14 protein-coding genes and 6 pseudogenes are annotated in these 18832 nt (G+C 30.4%); 7 read left to right on the forward strand and 13 right to left on the reverse strand.

The annotated features are described in order from the left end of the window. Positions 1-34 precede the first annotated feature (34 nt). The 3 genes from AL022_RS04095 to AL022_RS04105 form a co-directional block, all read right to left on the reverse strand. A complete protein-coding gene (locus tag AL022_RS04095) occupies positions 35-961 on the reverse strand; it encodes a hypothetical protein (protein WP_041546385.1) in 927 nt (308 codons plus the stop codon). A gap of 82 nt (positions 962-1043) precedes the next feature. Beyond that, positions 1044-1727, reverse strand: a complete 684-nt coding sequence (locus AL022_RS04100; RefSeq protein ID WP_041546387.1) for a hypothetical protein — start codon at positions 1725-1727, stop codon at positions 1044-1046. A gap of 255 nt (positions 1728-1982) precedes the next feature. Continuing rightward, entirely contained in the window at positions 1983-2690 is a 708-nt protein-coding gene (locus AL022_RS04105; protein WP_014935024.1) for an IS6 family transposase, read from the reverse strand. A 224-nt stretch (positions 2691-2914) separates the two neighbouring features. Between AL022_RS04105 and AL022_RS04110 the strand changes: the two genes are divergently transcribed. Beyond that, positions 2915-3889 (forward strand): IS110 family RNA-guided transposase, encoded by a 975-nt coding sequence (locus AL022_RS04110; RefSeq protein WP_014935025.1) that lies wholly within the window; start codon positions 2915-2917, stop codon positions 3887-3889. A 721-nt stretch (positions 3890-4610) separates the two neighbouring features. Here AL022_RS04110 and AL022_RS04115 read toward each other — a convergent pair. The 7 genes and pseudogenes from AL022_RS04115 to AL022_RS04145 form a co-directional block, all read right to left on the reverse strand. Further along, positions 4611-4946, reverse strand: coding sequence for a hypothetical protein (locus AL022_RS04115; RefSeq protein WP_014935027.1), 336 nt, complete (start codon positions 4944-4946; stop codon positions 4611-4613). A gap of 2 nt (positions 4947-4948) precedes the next feature. Beyond that, positions 4949-5713 (reverse strand): ParA family protein, encoded by a 765-nt coding sequence (locus AL022_RS04120; protein ID WP_014935028.1) that lies wholly within the window; start codon positions 5711-5713, stop codon positions 4949-4951. 176 nt (positions 5714-5889) lie between these two features. Next, positions 5890-7377, reverse strand: a complete 1488-nt coding sequence (locus tag AL022_RS04125) for a VapE domain-containing protein (protein ID WP_014935029.1) — start codon at positions 7375-7377, stop codon at positions 5890-5892. Positions 7378-7386: 9 nt separating this feature from the next. Next, positions 7387-8163 carry a hypothetical protein gene (locus AL022_RS04130; RefSeq protein WP_014935030.1) on the reverse strand — a complete coding sequence of 259 codons (777 nt, stop codon included), beginning with the start codon at positions 8161-8163 and terminating at the stop codon, positions 7387-7389. Between the two features lie 90 nt (positions 8164-8253). Beyond that, positions 8254-8628 carry a hypothetical protein gene (locus AL022_RS04135; RefSeq protein ID WP_014935031.1) on the reverse strand — a complete coding sequence of 125 codons (375 nt, stop codon included), beginning with the start codon at positions 8626-8628 and terminating at the stop codon, positions 8254-8256. 1323 nt (positions 8629-9951) lie between these two features. Continuing rightward, positions 9952-10593: a toprim domain-containing protein gene (locus AL022_RS04140; protein WP_014935033.1), complete on the reverse strand. Its 642-nt coding sequence runs from the start codon at positions 10591-10593 to the stop codon at positions 9952-9954. 219 nt (positions 10594-10812) lie between these two features. Beyond that, positions 10813-12032 (reverse strand): annotated as a pseudogene (locus AL022_RS04145) (IS3 family transposase). A gap of 88 nt (positions 12033-12120) precedes the next feature. On the opposite strand from AL022_RS04145, the pseudogene AL022_RS04150 reads away from it, so the two are divergent. From AL022_RS04150 to AL022_RS04700, 5 genes and pseudogenes are all read left to right on the forward strand, one after another. Next, positions 12121-12546 (forward strand): annotated as a pseudogene (locus AL022_RS04150) (IS6 family transposase); the annotation flags it as partial. A gap of 129 nt (positions 12547-12675) precedes the next feature. Further along, on the forward strand, positions 12676-13461 hold the full coding sequence (locus AL022_RS04155; RefSeq protein ID WP_014935037.1) for an ankyrin repeat domain-containing protein: 786 nt from the start codon (positions 12676-12678) through the stop codon (positions 13459-13461). Between the two features lie 125 nt (positions 13462-13586). After that, positions 13587-14147: a hypothetical protein gene (locus AL022_RS04465; protein ID WP_014935038.1), complete on the forward strand. Its 561-nt coding sequence runs from the start codon at positions 13587-13589 to the stop codon at positions 14145-14147. 36 nt (positions 14148-14183) lie between these two features. After that, positions 14184-14351: pseudogene (locus AL022_RS04430) on the forward strand (IS6 family transposase); the annotation flags it as partial. A 555-nt stretch (positions 14352-14906) separates the two neighbouring features. After that, positions 14907-14993: pseudogene (locus tag AL022_RS04700) on the forward strand (hypothetical protein); the annotation flags it as partial. 51 nt (positions 14994-15044) lie between these two features. Here the strand turns inward: AL022_RS04700 and AL022_RS04165 are convergent. The 3 genes and pseudogenes from AL022_RS04165 to AL022_RS04175 all read right to left on the reverse strand — a co-directional run bounded on the left by AL022_RS04165 (position 15045) and on the right by AL022_RS04175 (position 17677). Then, positions 15045-15980: an Rpn family recombination-promoting nuclease/putative transposase gene (locus AL022_RS04165; protein WP_014935040.1), complete on the reverse strand. Its 936-nt coding sequence runs from the start codon at positions 15978-15980 to the stop codon at positions 15045-15047. Positions 15981-16113: 133 nt separating this feature from the next. Continuing rightward, positions 16114-16428: pseudogene (locus AL022_RS04170) on the reverse strand (DDE-type integrase/transposase/recombinase); the annotation flags it as partial. A 31-nt stretch (positions 16429-16459) separates the two neighbouring features. Further along, positions 16460-17677, reverse strand: coding sequence for an IS3 family transposase (locus tag AL022_RS04175; RefSeq protein ID WP_014935042.1), 1218 nt, complete (start codon positions 17675-17677; stop codon positions 16460-16462). A gap of 86 nt (positions 17678-17763) precedes the next feature. Between AL022_RS04175 and AL022_RS04180 the strand changes: the two are divergent. Continuing rightward, a pseudogene (locus AL022_RS04180) lies at positions 17764-18756 on the forward strand (IS256 family transposase); the annotation flags it as partial. Positions 18757-18832: the final 76 nt, after the last annotated feature.

Here is an 18832-nt window from a genome sequence, read left to right on the forward strand (position 1 = left end):
AGTAGTCAATTTTTACTGCCTGTCAGATTAAATCCTAAATACTACAACTAAATATATGTTTCTTTTGCATATTAGCGTTCCATTTATCTCCCCAAGTATCTTCATGATTGTGCTCTTCTAAAAAATCTTCATTAGGTTTTTTAAAAGGATTACCACAAATACACCTTACTTCACTAGAAGAATTATCATAATTTTTTTTAAAATCTAAAAATTCTTTCCTATTATTCCAATAATTATGATGTAAACCTTTTCTATCAGTTTGTGTAGGATAGAGCAAAAAAGGATCTAAATACTTTGATTTAATTTTATGTAAGCAAGCTGGGAGTTCTATCAAATATGAATTATCTCTAAGCAAATGATCAATTTCTACTGGAACATCAAATCTTTTTTTATTTTCTTTATCAGTTTCTTCATCAGTATAATAAACAGTTATATAAGGAGACTTACGGTTTTTTTTCGGTTCGTTCTTAACTATATCATAGTTACGAACAATACTATCCTTATCATTAGGATAATATTCCCCCATTTGTACAGATTCTAAATAAAAAACCCCATATTCTTTATTACTTATAACTTGTGTTCTATACTTCCAAGGCTTAGGACATTTATCTTTCCACTCTACATAATGCGATACATCTTTACATTCATTTTCCAATACTTTTAACTTAAAGCGTAAACAGTTCATAAATATATATCCCAGCCCTTCTTCTAAGTTATTATTTTTTTCAATGTCCAATGGATTATTATCTTTATCATGAATAAATCTATTTTCTAATGCCTTAGCAATAATATCTTTTCCTGTTAAATTAGAATAAGGTAACTTATATTGAGCAAAAGATCGATTTATAGAATTTGTATTTGTATCAATGGGGTCAAAACCTACACCATATCTTGATCTGTATCCACAACCAAAAATAAATGGTAAAATAACAAAAAAAATATTTGTAATTCTAAACTTCATTGAAAGTGTCATTTAATCGTTTTTTTATTAGTTTTCAATCATAAAATTATAATATAATTTTATGATTAATTCTGAATATAATTTATTTCTTATATTTTTTCATATCATTAGATTTTTCTTTACAATATTTTATAAAATCTGGTAGAATTTTATAAATATTTTCTAGATTACTATACCTATCTTGTTTATAAATAATAGTATTATTTTTACTGTCTAAATCTATATAATAATATTCTTTATACTCTTCTTCTTCCTCACCATTATAAACAGCTATACACCAAGGGTTTTTAATGCCTAATCGTTTTCGCTGATCTTCATCTATAGATATAACAGAAATTAACCCAATCTGACGACGCATTAATTGCTTTGATTTATTTTCTATATTTTCTTTACTTTTAGGAGTTTTAAAAGAAAAAATACAAAACGGATCTATTGCTAATTTTTCTAATGATTCTATATCATATTCAACTAAAAATTTTATATAGTCTTTAGGTAATGAAGCTTTTAATTCTTTTTTAGCTAAAGAGTTAAGCATTTCCACGCACTCTTTTCTTAAGTTTTCTTTGTCCTCAGGTCTTACTGCCTTAGGAAGTTCTTTCTCTGCTTTTTTATCTTCTCTTTTTGGTTTTTTAGGAGAAGGTGCTTTTTCATCCGTTTCACTAGTACTTGGTTCTTCCTGATGCATTTTATTCATATTTATTTTATTGCAAGCACTGATCCCCGTATAAGCAGATATATATAAAGTATAGAATAGAATTTTGTTCATGATTATAATAGATTTTACGTTAAAAAATATTTATGTAAATCATATATGTGTAAGTTTTTATAAACTACATCTAATTTTTTATGTTATTCATCAAGGGTTCAATTATACAACAATTATTCAATTAAAACTACTACATATTTTGATAAAATAAGTTTATTTGGTTTTTATTGTCGATTTTAGTTAGCTTTTTCCGAGTTTCTGTCGCATCTATATTTAATTTTGTATAGTTGTCTCCCTTATCTTGAATTTTGGATATTATTCGGCCATAAGTTTAGCAAAGTTCTCAAAAGTAGATGCTTGTTTTTTAGATCCGATTAGTTGTCCTTTTTGAATGATTCTAATATTTTCTATTCCTGTAATGGTAATGTTAGCTGAATGGAAACTCTTAAATCCCAACATAGGTTTTATCCGTTTTTTGATAAACCTGTGATCTTGTTCGACTCTATTATTTAAGTATTTGTTTTGAAATATTTGAATCTTGTGACCTTGATCCAATTCTATATTTAAAGCATCAAGAGCCGCCTTATTACTACCGCTTTTGTCAACTACTACTTTGTATGGAGTCTTATTATATCTGATAGCCTTACGAAAAAAAGAAAACGCTGCAGACTTGACTCTACGGTCACTTAGAAAAAAATCAACTGTATCTCCATAACGATCTACTGCTCTATATAAATAAATCCACTTACCATTTAGTTTCACGTAAGTTTCATCCATTCTCCAGCTACTACCAACTGGGCGTTTTCTTTTTCTTACTTCTTGATCTATAAGGGGAATGAACTTAATGACCCACCTTTGTAAAGTAGAATGATCAATCTTTGCGCCTCTCATATGCATCATCTCTTCCAAGTCTCTATAGCTTAAAGAAAAACGACATTTCATATAGACAAATAGAAGGATTAACTCTGGTGAAGAACAAAATCCTTTAAAATATGGAAATAATTTCGGTGTAATAGGGGTCAACTTGGATATGGGGAATTATTGTACGTCGTACGTTTGTATTAAATAAGACTATCTTATTAAAGAGCTGGAATAAGGTCGCATTGTACCTGGTATTAGATACCGCGCTTAACGTTTAGCCCCCAGCTCTTTTCATCTTAAAAACTGAATAGTTCGCTGGCCATTAAAGCCCGTGTGTGCGACGATAGTTCATGAGATGAATCAATTTAATACAAACATCTAATGATATGAAATACATAGGCATCGATATAGCAAAAAGTAGTTTTGTAGCTGCTTTCCCTAAAGGTAAAGGCTATACTACGGCTACGTATAAGAACGATCCAAATGGCATTGCAATCTTTTTGTCTAAACTTGATAAATGCTTAGATCACTGTGTTTTAGAGGCGACTGGCAACTATGGTTGTTTATTAGTAAAGATGCTTTTAGAAGCTGACCTATCTGTTTCAGTTATTAACCCTAAGCAGATCAAACACTTTACTAAGGTAGTGAACCATATAACGAAAACTGACGAGGTAGATGCGGAACTTATTTCTCTGTATGGATCAAAGATGGAGCCTAAACCCTACAAAATGCCTTTAGCCAGTATACAAGCCTTAAAGCAACAAAAAACACTTTTTGCTCAGTTGAAGAAACAATTGACAATGTGTTATAACTTGCTAGAGTCTTTTAGTGTGTTGCCTAAACCAGACACTGTATCTTTGACTATGGTCAAACAAACTATATCCTATTTGGAAGAACAAATAGTTATATTAGAGCAACAAATGCTTTCTATTACACAGGAAACTTATCAGGATCTCTATAAACGCATTAGCTCTATTAAAGGGATTGGCGATAGAACCACTATGGAACTTATCGTTTCCACTGGTGGAGGTAATCATTTTGAAAGCGCTAAACAGTTCTCTAAATATGTCGGTTTGGCACCTATTTATGAGCATTCAGGCTCATCGGTAAGAAAAAAAGGTCATATTAATCGTCATGGGAACCCGCAATTGCGTTCTTTGCTCTATATAGCTTCTTGGTCAGCTATACGCTTTAATAAGTCCTGTAAAGACTTTTATGAAAGGTTAAAAGAAAGAGGGAAACCTGGTAAAGTGGCTCTTATTGCTGTAGCTAATAAACTTATTAGACAGGTATTTGCTATTATGAGAGACCATACTTTTTATGTAGATGGACATCTATCTAAACTCAAGGCTAACCCTTAGTGTGGTCAGAAAGAAAATATGATAGTCCATAAATCAACAGATTATAAATCTATTATTTGATTATCAATATAAATTATAATTATAATCAAAATAAAACTTAAAAACGAAATATTTTTCTAACAAAAAATTTGCTTATTAACATAGTTCGTTATCAAGTCTCATGAAGATAAACGCGTAATAAATAAATCAATTTATTTGGATCTTTTATATATAAATCTGTCTCATAAAACGGTCCTTTTTTAAGACAACCTAAACACCTACCTAAAATACTCCATAAACTATATCATATTCCCATCTAAAAAAACAAAATATCATAAACTAATCGTCTTGGGAATAAAGGATTTTAAAACAAATTCAGACAAACCGGGCTTTTAGTCAAATGGCCACAATATATAAAAAATAATACAGGTAATATATATAATACATACATTATATGTAATACCTCTAAAACAGGTTATTTTAACGTGGGTTATATATTTATTTACAACTACTTTAATACAGTATTTTACTGATATTTTTACTGAAAAATCATATATTTTATTTGATTTTATCAAGTAATTTTTACCATAAATACATGAAAACCAAAACAATTTATTCATATAAATTGTTTATACAACTGTTTATAGATAAAATCTATTAATTTTTTTAATTTGAAAATAAAATTAAAAAATAATTTAATCAAGTACCCATATTAATACTTCAAGGTCGACTACATACACCCTTAGTGTAAGGGTCTACCAGTTTTAAGTTCCTGATCCCTACGTGGGAAAGATGATTTCCTAGAACTCTCTAATCTATCAATAGCCTTAGAAAAGGCTTCTTCTGCTAAAGATGCTAACGTAAGACCTGGGGTCCAATAAACCGCATTTTTTAACCGTTCTATAACATCTTTAGATATCTGAACAGTAAGTCTTTGTTTAGAAGACTTAGGGGGTTTTTGAACAGAATACTTAAACCGTTCATTAGAATCTGATATTGATTTAGATCTTTCATTACCTGATACAGGTTGAATTAAACTATCTAAAGGATTTTCTCCTATTGTTTGTCTTTTTGCCATATTTACTTCCCTTTGCTACGTTTAATAATTTCATGGGATAAACTACGATAATCACATGCTCCAGGGCTTTTATCATCATACATCGTTATAGGTTTACCAAACGATGGAGCTTCAGCTAATTTTACACTTTCTCTAATAATGGTATCATATACCTGATCTCCAAATCTACTCCTTAAGTCAGATAGTATATCTTTAGATAACCTAGTTCTGATATTAACCCTACAAGGTAAAATTCCTCCAATTTCAAGAGAAGGATTTAGTCTACTTTTTACAGTTGTTATAGTGTTTAGAAGCTGAGCTAAACCCTGAACAGCCATAATATGGGTTTCAATAGGAACAAGAACTTTATGAGCTGACGTTAAGGCATTCAAAGACATAATACCCAGATTAGGAGGGCAGTCTATCAATACATAATCCCATATATCTTTATCTATTACGTGTAAATTATTTTTCAAAATCATTTCTGCTCCAACCTCACCAGATAAAGCTTTATCAGCACTGATAAGCCAAGGAGAGGATACAATAATATCTAAACCAATAACGCATGTTTTATCTACAATATCTAATATACTTACATTTTCTGTAAATACGGTATATAAACCCTTTGAAGTATTTTTAAATCCAAGCCATATTGAAGCAGAACCCTGAGGATCAAGATCTATAAGAAGAACTTTTTTATTTTGTTCAGCTAATGTGCTACCAAGGTTTACAGACGTGGTCGTTTTTGCTGACCCTCCTTTTTGATTCAAAATAGCTATAATTTCCATATTTGTTCACTTTACCTAAAATACTCACGTTTTATTCAAAACATGTATTAATATAACAGATGCATCTTATCAAATATTTATACCAAAACCTAGTATCCTAGTAAATTCCAATCAATAGAATGAAACTTACATAATTTAAAATCAGGGTAATACCTTAAGATAAAAAAGATAAAATATCAAACTCTTTTTACGAAATAGCCATATAAAGGACCTCTTGTTATATCGCTATACATAACCCTATCAAACCCTGTCTCTCTTAGCGCACTTCCTATTAACTTCGTATTCAACCTAATAGTAGTACCAACAATGTTTTGCAAATATCTCAGGATATCTGTAGCTGTCATAAATTCACCTTCTTCCTTAGTAGAGGGTGAAAGATACTGTACGATCAATTCAGCCTCTGTAGACTTAGTTGTAAAACTTTCGGATCGTGTTTTTAACTCTTCAACTTCATCCGTGCTTAGTTCTCCACTTCTTTCATCCAATTTATACAAATGATACGCTTGCTCCCACGATCTTTCTACAATATTCCTTGCTTCTTCATCTAGAAAATCAATATATCCTACCTCAAAACAGATCCATCTACTATAACCGATTTCTGGACGCAAAAAAGAAGTACTATTTGAGCTCCCAACAAAAGACGCTATACGGCACGCCACAGTCTCCTCCTCTTGAAATTGGAAGCGTACATTTATATATCGCTGAGATAACCAACCCTTTATAAACTCTGGACTAGCAGTAAGTTGATGCAACTCTTCCAGATTAATAATGAAATTCCTTATAAGCGCTTTCTGTAAATCTTTCTCATTATATTTATTCGAACTAGCAGTATAATACTTTATTATAGGAAGAGGACATAAAAACTCACAAAAATAACTCTTACCCATACCTTCTCTAGGGGAGCATAATATTAACGCATGTTTATTTATGCCATCAGGATTAAAAAGAGTCCGTATCGCTCTAATCATCCATTTCTTAAGATGGGTATACCAGTAGTTAATATTTGAAGACGTTGGATGTTTTAAATGAACATAAGTAGATAACTCACGAATATAATCTTTACTACTATCAAACGATTTGCCTTCAAAAGATAAAAAATATTCCTCTATAGGATTAAAGCGTCTCACAAAAAATGACCTTAAGGTAGACTGAAGTAAATCTATAGGGCAATCAATACCATACGAATCTAAATTCCTACTTAGTTCATCAACATTAACTTTTTCCCACATACTACTACCCTTAATATTAATCTGACAATCTTTAGTAAATACATTGAAACGAAAGTTAAACTTACTATCCAAATAGGATTCTATCCTACCCCGTTTAGTATTAACTGTTTTCTCAACCTTAGCAGAAGTAACAGGTTTTATAGAAATTGATTTCGATTTTCTAATACCTTCATCTAATAAAAACTGAAAATTAGCAGAATTATATTTCTGAAAATAATTTGATATATCTTTAACTTCTTCAGGAAGTGAAATAGACACAATCCCATAAGAATCAGATAGCTTCTTAGAAGCATTTTTACCAGCCTGGTCATTATCATAACAGCTTAACAATACAGAAGTCCTAGTACGTAAGCTTTTCAGTAAATCATCACTGGGCATTTGATTTTCCGACTGTAAAGAAATAACATTGATAAAACCTTGAGAATAAGCAGACATTGTATCTTTTTAGCGAGCTAAAAACAATATATACTCTAAAGTCCCTTCCGGTAATTGGGATAGACCAAATACATCTTCTTTAGTTTGGTTCTTGTACGAAAACGACTTCTTCTGTCCTTTAAAACTTGGATCATCTGAAAAGGATTGTGATATCTCTGGAATATATACTTTTACCCTTCCAGATATATGATAGGCTGATACAATCTGATTTCTTGATTCATATTTAAAACACAACGATCTTCCAGAATTACTTACATATGACAAATAACTTACTTGTCTTACATCAAAATGATCTAAGACAGATTGCGTAATACCATACTGTAACCAATATTTCAGATATAGATTAGATATAAAAGATCCTGAATCGGATGGTATATATTCAATAGATAGAGTTTGAGAAGGTAAAGAGAATTTTGGTTTTTTATCTAAAGATAATTTAGGAAGAACAGGTTTTGGAATAACTTTTATATCTTGGTCACTGTCCAACCCCAAACACATTTCTTGGTTAATTACTGCCAACACTTCTTTAAATTGTGTTGTACAATCTAACCCATAGAAATCCGCCCACATTTGAAAGGCATCTCCCTGGTGACCAGTATTAAAACTTTTAAATAGAAATTTACCCTGATTATCAGTAAAAATACTCATTGACGGCTTATCGTCTTTTTCAGAGAAAATAGATTTATAATTTTTTTTCCTTACATTTGGATTAAATGTAGGAACTAAATGGCGGATGAGGTTTGCCTCTCCTCCTGCCTTTTCAAGGATTTTTTCTTTTGTGATCATAAGATTATTTTTAATCCCTTGGAAGGCTAATTCTTACATCTAATCTGGTTCCCAACCAAAATAAAATAAGAACTAGCTTTCTTTGGGAGGCTAGTTTTCTTTCATACCCTTAACTCTGAAAAAGTTTTCTAAAAATTCCATTTCCTTATTTTCTGAAAAAACTTTTCTGTTAATCCAATAAACTCCAGACAGTGTTGTTTTTGCTATAATGTTGTAAAAACATAATACACCAAGGCTCTGAATAACTGATGTGTTTGATTTTTTATTATAAAAATTCTTAAAATCAGCTATATCAAACACAAATTTTTCATTCAAAAATATCTTTTTGTTCAATATATAATACATCAACTCCAAGGCTGGTCTTGATAGTTTCATAACCACATTAGAGATATCTACTTTACATTCATCAGTTAAAAATGGATCAATAGCAAACTCTTTACAATGTCTTAACCCCGTTTTAATCATAGTCTATAACTTAACTATTTACACTATCTATACTTTAAACATATAGTACCAATAGAACAATTATTAATTGTCCTTGAACATAATCATCTTATTTTGAGATACCATAGTCAATTTTTACATAGATACCATATCTACACATTCAAATTGAATAAAAACTATATATGTAAATATTAAATAATAATTATAATATATATACGTAAATATAAAAACTTTTATTGAAAGTAAAAAATATATTATATTAACTTTGATACGATAATTAATTACATATAATACAATTATAATATAACTTTTAGATTAAAAATTTTGTAATATATATGATTATTAAGTGTTTATGTATAGTTATTGATAAATTAAAGACTCAAATTCCCAACAGAACATATTTATTTATAAAACTATTTTTCACTTATAACCAGTACTCTGTATTATAGTAAGATATAGTAAGATATAGTAAGATTATATTAAGAAATAATATAATCTTACTATATAACTATTAGACTCATAATCAAATTTTTATATAATAATAATAGATTAAAATAGTAAGATAGTAGGATTAGCTTTCATTCATTATATATACATATATATATACATGTATATACATATGTTTTCTTATATATTATATAACTAATAATCTTACTATCTTACTATTATTATTATTATTATCTGAAATACAGATTATAATATTTTATTTATATGTTACTAAAATCTTACTATATCTTACTATATCTTACTATATCTTACTATACTAGATATATATAAATAATATTCATAATCAATTAAATACTTAATTTAATATTCAAAAACCCATTTTTCTAAAAAATACCTAAAAAAATATAAAATACTGATTATAAATTATTTATATATCATGAAGTGTCATTTTATACTTTTTTTTTGAAGGACACTTACTTTAGACACATACAAAAGTATTATTTATCTGATTATGAACAATTTCATATGTGTCTAGAGGTGATTTTCAACAAATGCGACAGAATTACACTTAAGAAGCACTCTATAGGACTGATTATGAACAATTTCATATGTGTCTAGAAGCGATTTTCAACAAATGCGACAGAATTACACTTCAGAATCACTTTATATGACTGATTATGAGCAACTTCATATGTGTCTAGAAGCGATTTTAACCAAAAATGTCAAAATGACACTTCATGAAAAAAATATATAACTGATTATGAATACTTTAAGACTTTTGTATGTGTCTAAACTAAGTGTCCCCTGAAAAAAATAGACCTTAGACACATACAAAAGTCTTATTTACTTGATTATGAATTATTTAACTATTTTCACCCCTATTTTGGTTGAAAATAATCATCTGTCCTCCCACCGATCCAAAGACAACTCCAACCCCATAACAGTAGGTTCCTTGCTTTTCTGCTTACGCAACTCATGTTCCTGCTCACTACTGACCAACTCTTTTTGGAGGGTTTTAAGCATTTCTTGATTACCTAGTATAGATAACAACTCTTGACTCCAGTCTTTAGAACGAGAAGGAGTAGAATCCTTACAAATCACCTGATTCACATGAGATAATTCACTAACTGTTTTATGAATTTGCCTACCAGCTAGATCACTGTCAAAAGCCAGCGTTACAGACCGACCACGCTCCTTAGCATGCGCCAAAACAGTCCCTAACTCCTTTTTGATGCCTTCAGATAAACTTCCGCAAGTAGAGATATACATCGTTCTACCATCATCCTTATGAATTTGTTTATGGCTTAAAGCGTCTATAGGGCTTTCTGTGACCACAATAGCCTTTACAGATATATTTGGATCAACTAATACAGATAAGCCCCTAGGAAGCCCTTTTTGGAAGTATTTAGAGGTATTATGCAACCCATCATCTGATACACTTCCTTTAGCATCAAACTGATAACTGATCGTACTACACATAACACCCTTACCATTTTTATCTAAATCCCTGTATAAGGCAAATACTGCTTTGTCGCCCACCTTAACACTTGGATAATGTTCGTAGGTAGACCTATCAATGCCCCTGCAATGCAGATAATTGTTTTTTTCATGCGTAACTACTTTATCAAAAGCTTCTTGCGATTTTATATAACGATCAGGGCTATTTTGATAAGATTGAAAGAATGATTTATTTCGATCTAAAGTAGACAGAAGTTGAGATTTCGATAATATAGTGGACCGAAAAAATCGGACAAAGTTTTATAAATTTTGTTTCCGTGTTATTTCTGCTTTAGCGTATTGATTTTTTACATGTGTAAGATAGACGTTCATAGGTTTTTGATATTTAATACTAGAATGAAATCTGTTGTAATTATATTTATGCATGTAATCGTTAATGCCCTGTTTAATCTCTTTAATATTTTTAAAGTCATTTATAAACAAGCAGTTATATTTTATTGTTCTAAAAAAACGCTCTATAACTACATTATCAATACTTCTACCTTGCCCATTCATTGATATTTTAATACCATACTTTTTTAACAATTGTATGTGACCATGACTGGTATATTGACTTCCATGATCGCTATTAAAGTACTCTGGAGCAGGATATTTGCTAAGAGCTTCTTCTAAAATATCTGTTACAAGTGTTGTATCCATACTGTTAGATACTTTATAGCTCAATATAGCCTTACTATGCCAGTCTATTATAGCTGCAAAATAGATAAATCCATTATTAGTTTTAATATAAGTTATATCCCCGCTCCAAACCTGATTTGATTTAGGTACATAAAGACGCCTGGTCTGACCAGAGGAAAACCAATACTTATCTAGTAAATAACCATGTGCTTTATATTTAGAAGACTTAAAAGAAAGTAAAAACTTTTTTACGCGGATAAACAGCACATAAGCCCATTCTACGCATATAATGTAGCACACGATTTTTTCCTATAGACAAACCATTCTTCTAATAACTGGTTATATATATAACGGTATCCGTATTCTGGATGATCGATATAAATATCAGCTATTTTATTGATAAGCTCCTTATTAAAACTATCTTCTATACTAGATTTATAATATAAAAAAGAACGATTAATCGATAATAATTTACATTGTCTTGCCTTANGTAAATGAGTAAGCTTGGATTCGACAAGACCTTTTTTACTTAATAAGTCCAAGCTCTTTAGCTTTCCCACTGCCCAGTCCCGCTCAACTGTAGTTTTACCTAATGTCTTGGCTAAGGAATCATTTTCATCCTTTAAATGAGCTATTTCATCTTTGTATGCACTAACAACTTTGGATGGATCAAAAGCTAAATAAGCATGCTCCATAAACTGATGTTTCCAATTTTGAAGTGTTTTGCTAGTTACTCCATACTTGGACGATAACTCTACTAACGTCAATTCTTCTTTTAATAAATCTAAGACTATTTTAGTCTTCTCTACTGAACTAAACTTTCTAACCTTTTTTCTTCCCATTTTATAAACTCGTTTGTGAAACAATAAAACTAGTACAATACGAAACAAAGTATCTAATTTTCTGTCCGATTTTTTCGGTCCACTATAGATTTATTTATATAGAGCAGTAGATCGTTATGGAGATACAGTTGATTTTTTTCTAAGTGCACGTAGAGACAAGTCTGCAGCTCTTTCTTTTTTTCGTAAGGCTATAAGAGAAAATAACACTCCATCCAAAGTGGTAGTTGACAAAAGCGGTAGTAATAAGGCTGCTCTTGATGCTTTAAATATAGAATTGGATCAAGGTCACAAGATTCAAATATTTCAAAACAAATACTTAAATAATAGAGTCGAACAAGATCACAGGTTTATCAAAAAACGGATAAAACCTATGCTAGGGTTTAAGCATTTCCATTCGGCTAACATTACCATTACAGGAATAGAAAACATTAGAATTATTCAAAAAGGACAACTAATCGGATCTAAAAAACAGGTATCTACTTTTGAGAACTTTGCTAAACTTATGGCCGCATAATATCCAAATTTCAAGACAAGGGAGACAACTATACAAAATTAAATACAGATGCGACAGAACCATATATAGCAACGGTCTAAATAAATTAAATTTAAAATGGTAAAGTATGAACAATAAAATATAATCATTATGAATAAAAAATATACATCACATATTCAATCTTCTATTGTAATATCAGGAATAGCTGTTTGTATCTCATTTATTATTACTGGATGTAGTCAGTCAAATAGATATGGGATGAATAGTAGTAGTGAAAAATATTTAGGGAAAAATAAAATAGAAGTTAAGTATAAATTTATTACAAATAAAAAAGATTTTGGTAGCCCTCTGCATTCTGCATCAGCCTATGGTGATATTGAAGAGGCTCGTTTTTATTTAAACGACAAAATAATTCCTGTAAATAATCAAAATGATTATGATAATACTCCCCTTCATTATGCAGCGGGAAACGATCATTTAGAAGTGGTAAAAGAGTTAATACAACATGGAGCTAATGTGAATCAAAAGGATATGAATGAGTGTACTCCCCTTCATTATGCAGCACAAATCAATAATATAGAAGTGGTAAAAAAGTTGGTAAAACATGGAGCTAATGTCAATGAAAAAAATATAAATCAACATACTCCTCTTTATTATTCAGTAAAATTAGGTCATGAAAAAGTGGTAAAAACTTTAGTAAAACATACAGATAATCTTAATGAAAATGATAAATATGAATATACTTTTCTTCATTATTCAGCGGAATTAGGAAATGTAGGTATAGTAAAAATTTTAATAAAAAAGGGGGCTAAGATCAATGAACTAAATCATGTGTTAAATACACCTCTTGATTTAGCGTTAGAAAAAGGTCATACAGACGTAGTTAACTTATTGAAAAAACATGGTGCTACTAGTGGCCATACAACCAATCAATAAAACCATGACAGAACCTTTTTGAATAATATAAAAAATACTTAATATTGCATAGTTACATTTTTAGTGTTTTAATGCAATAGCTTTATCCTTTTAAGTGATAAGTAAATTTAGAATAAATTAAAGATATGGAAAACAACATAAAAAACTTATTAAAAATTACTTTTTTATACTCTCTTATAGTAGTTTCACTTGCATTCAACTGTGACAGTAAAGTAAAAAAAGAAGTCGTTAAATGTAAATCTTCTTTTGTACCTAATGAAAAATTTGAAAATATAAAAAGTACAATTAAAGAATCTATAGATAAAGTAGAAAAGAAAAATAAAGAAGAACCTATTATAGGTAAAGAATTCTCATTACCAGAAACAAAAGAATCAAGAATACCAACACCAACAACAGAAAGACCTAGAACACCGATAAAAGAATCAAGAATACCAACACCAACAACAGAAAGACCTAGAACACCGATAAAAGAATCAAGAATACCAAGACCAACAACAGAAAGACCTAGAACACCGATAAAAGAATCAAGAATACCAAGACCAACAACAGAAAGACCTAGAACACCGATAAAAGAATCAAGAATACCAACACCAACAACAGAAAGACCTAGAACACCGATAAAAAAGGGAGCAGTATTAAGAAAAAAATTAACACTAGTAATACCTAATAGGAGTATAGTAGACTGAAAAAAGAGTTTGTAAATAAAATTGTGTAAATGCTTATTTATTAAAAAACCGATCAAACCCATGCTAGGATTTAAGAGTTTCCATTCGGCTAGCATTACCATTACAGGAATAGAAAATATTAGAATCATTCAAAAAGGACAATTAATCGGATCTAAAAAACAGGTATCTACTTTTGAGAACTTTTCTAAATTTATGGCCGAATAATATTCAAATTTGAAGACAAGGGGGAGAACTATACAAAATTACTACAGATGCGACAGAACCGATTAGTGAGTCTTACAGCCGAGTGATTTGATAAAATTTGTTTGAAAATCAGATTTATTAATTAAAACGAATTAACTGTAAATAAACTATATTTTACCTTATATACAAAAATATTTCTATAGCACTTTTCAGGATTTTATACAAGATAGTAAAAATAATTATAATTATTTTTTTAATTTATTTACAGGCAAATATAATTTTTAATATAGAAAATAAACAGGGCTAACGTGCTTTATTTTCCGTTTCCTGACGTCACCCCATAAAGCGCTTTTCTACCTATAAAATTTTATGGATAAAACTGAATTACAGCTAGAAGATAAAAAACTTTTCACATGTAAGTGCTGTGGTAGAGTTATATAATACTTTTCGTTTAAAGATCACGAAATGATCTATAAAAATAAGCCCCATAAATGAGATACCTGTGGGAAAGGGTTTTCTAGATTAGATACACTTAAGGTTCACCATAGATCCCACACGGGAGAGAGGCCTTATAAATGCGACATATGCGATAAAGCTTTTACTACCTCTTCTCATTGTAAAACCCACCAAAGAACTCATAGGAAGGGATCAATTTTAAGTTAATTTTAATTGGTTATGAGTCTAAATTATTATGTATAAGTTATCTATAGATTATTACATAATATCCTGAATATCAGTTTTAGATAGTCCGGTAAGAATCGTAATCTCTTCCATAGAGTAACCCTTGAGAAGCATAGCCTTGGCTATAGAAAGAGCTTTCTCTTTTTCTCCTTTTTCTTCCCCTATTCGGATACCTTCTTGTCTACCTTCTTGTCTACCTTCTTCTCTGCCCTCTTGTCTACCTTTTTCTTCTCCTTCTTGTCTATATTTTTCCACTGTGTTGGCTTCTATGAGTAACCATTTCAAGTGATCCTCATAAGCCATTCTTTCTTCATCCGTGAAGTTTAACGTATCTAAAACATGTAAGGCCTTTTTAAGGCTCGGGATTGCTAAGGGACCAGGTAAGTTATCCTTATTCAGTAAATCATGACGCGTAAGAAAAGCCGTCCAGATATCTAATGATGTTTTGATTTTTTTCAATAAACTGGTCAGATTCTCATCTGGATCTTTACTAAACTTAGTCAACTCTATTGTATGCAATTCTAAATCATGAAAATAAGCTATACCACTCTCTTTTTCTGTAATACGAAAGACGTTATGATACTTTTTATTATCTGCTATAGAGATAAAGTTAAGGATATGAATTCCTATTGCTTTATTCAACTTAGAATAACCTTGAGATACCTTTAATTGATCTGTATATAACTTAGCCCAATAATATAAAGCGCGTTTATCATAATCTGCTTCATCTGTGATTTGGATCTCTATATTAAACCTTTTCCCAGTTTCACTTATCGCTTTAATATCTAAAATAGATAGTTTGTCGCTTCTAAAATTTTTTGGGTTATAAGGATTTAATAACGTAACATCTACTACCTGATCTTCTCGAGAGACCGTAGCATTGATCAACTCAATAAGCAAATCTTTATTTTCTTCTACCCCAAATATTTTTTTAAAGGCTAAATCTACTTTTGGTGTAATTTTGTCCATAAAATATTTTATCTATTTGTCCGCAATCAGAGCTATATAAGCTCTTTATACCCTACAATATACAGAATGTTTGGTTCTGTCGCATCTGTATTTGATTTTGTATAGTTCTCCCCCTTGTCTTCAAATTTGAATATTATTCGGCCATAAGTTTAGCAAAGTTCTCAAAAGTAGATGCTTGTTTTTTAGATCCGATTAATTGTCCTTTTTGAATTATTCTGATATTTTCTATCCCTGTAATGGTAATGTTGGCCGAATGGAAATGCTTAAACCCTAGCATGGGTTTTATCCGTTTTTTAATGAATCTATGATCTTGTTCGACTCTATTATTTAAGTATTTGTTTTGAAATATTTGAATCTTGTGACCTTGATCCAATTCTATATTTAAAGCATCAAGAGCCGCCTTATTACTACCGCTTTTGTCAACTACTACTTTGTATGGAGTGTTATTATATAGTGGACCGAAAAAATCGGACAAAGTTTTATAAATTTTGTTTCCGTGTTATTTCTGCTTTAGCGTATTGATTTTTTACATGTGTAAGATAGACGTTCATAGGTTTTTGATATTTAATACTAGAATGAAATCTGTTGTAATTATATTTATGCATGTAATCGTTAATGCCCTGTTTAATCTCTTTAATATTTTTAAAGTCATTTATAAACAAGCAGTTATATTTTATTGTTCTAAAAAAACGCTCTATAACTACATTATCAATACTTCTACCTTGCCCATTCATTGATATTTTAATACCATACTTTTTTAACAATTGTATGTGACCATGACTGGTATATTGACTTCCATGATCGCTATTAAAGTACTCTGGAGCAGGATATTTGCTAAGAGCTTCTTCTAAAATATCTGTTACAAGTGTTGTATCCATACTGTTAGATACTTTATAGCTCAATATAGCCTTACTATGCCAGTCTATTATAGCTGCAAAATAGATAAATCCATTATTAGTTTTAATATAAGTTATATCCCCGCTCCAAACCTGATTTGATTTAGGTACATAAAGACGCCTGGTCTGACCAGAGGAAAACCAATACTTATCTAGTAAATAACCATGTGCTTTATATTTAGAAGACTTAAAAGAAGTAAAAACTTTTTTACGCGGATAAACAGCACATAAGCCCATTCTACGCATATAATGTAGCACACGATTTTTTCCTATAGACAAACCATCTTCTAATAACTGGTTATATATATAACGGTATCCGTATTCTGGATGATCGATATAAATATCAGCTATTTTATTGATAAGCTCCTTATTAAAACTATCTTCTATACTAGATTTATAATATAAAAAAGAACGATTAATCGATAATAATTTACATTGTCTTGCCTTANGTAAATGAGTAAGCTTGGATTCGACAAGACCTTTTTTACTTAATAAGTCCAAGCTCTTTAGCTTTCCCACTGCCCAGTCCCGCTCAACTGTAGTTTTACCTAATGTCTTGGCTAAGGAATCATTTTCATCCTTTAAATGAGCTATTTCATCTTTGTATGCACTAACAACTTTGGATGGATCAAAAGCTAAATAAGCATGCTCCATAAACTGATGTTTCCAATTTTGAAGTGTTTTGCTAGTTACTCCATACTTGGACGATAACTCTACTAACGTCAATTCTTCTTTTAATAAATCTAAGACTATTTTAGTCTTCTCTACTGAACTAAACTTTCTAACCTTTTTTCTTCCCATTTTATAAACTCGTTTGTGAAACAATAAAACTAGTACAATACGAAACAAAGTATCTAATTTTCTGTCCGATTTTTTCGGTCCACTATATTATAACTGATAATGGTGTTATATCGGTTGAAGTCCCCAGAGACAGATCATCGAGTTTTGAACCTGTTTTATTACCTAAACGTCAAACAAGAATCCCTGGTTTAGATGATAAGATTTTATCTTTATATGCTAAAGGGATGAGTCTATCAGATATTCAGCTTCAAATACAAGAATTGTATGGAGCAGAAGTTAGTGAAAGCCTGATCAGTAACATCACAGATTCTGTTATTGAAGATGTTAAGATATGGCAAAATCGTCCATTAGAAACAGTCTATCCAATTGTTTTTTTTGATTGTTTTGTAGTTAAGGTTAGGCAAGACAAACGCATCATCAATAAGTCAGTCTATGTTGCGTTAGGTATAGATCGACTAGGGATAAAAGATGTTTTAGGACTATGGATGAGTGAAAATGAAGGATCTAAGTTTTGGTTAGGTAATTTGACAGAGCTCAAAAATCGTGGTATGCAGGATATGCTGATTGCTTGTACAGATAATTTATCAGGTATGTCTGAGGCAATCAGTGCTGTATATCCTAAAACAGATCACCAACTCTGTATCGTTCACCAAATTAGGAATAGCTTGAAGTATGTATCCTATAAAGATAGAAAATCATTATCTGCTGATTTAAAGCCAATTTATACATCAGTAAATGAAGAAGAAGCACTGATGGCATTAGAAACTTTTGCCAACAAATGGGATAAACAGCACCCACAAATAGCCAACTCTTGGTATGCAAATTGGAATAATCTGATGCTATTTTTACAATACCCTAATGCAATACGTAGGGTTATTTATACAACAAATATTGTTGAATCTGTAAATAGTCAATTCCGTAGAGTTACTAAAAATAAAAGAGTGTTTCCTAACGATTTAGCTGTTTTTAAAACCTTATATTTAACTATTAACTATATGACCAGAAAGTGGACCATGCCTATTCACAGTTGGAGTGAGGCTATAGCACATTTTTTAATTAAATTCGAACATAGAATTTAAAACACATAAAATATTTTACACAGTTAAATGGACAGAGCCGCTTAACGAACTATGTTAATAAGCAAATTTTTTGTTA

It is taken from the genome of Cardinium endosymbiont cEper1 of Encarsia pergandiella (genome assembly GCF_000304455.1).
In the GTDB taxonomy this organism is placed as follows: domain Bacteria; phylum Bacteroidota; class Bacteroidia; order Cytophagales; family Amoebophilaceae; genus Cardinium.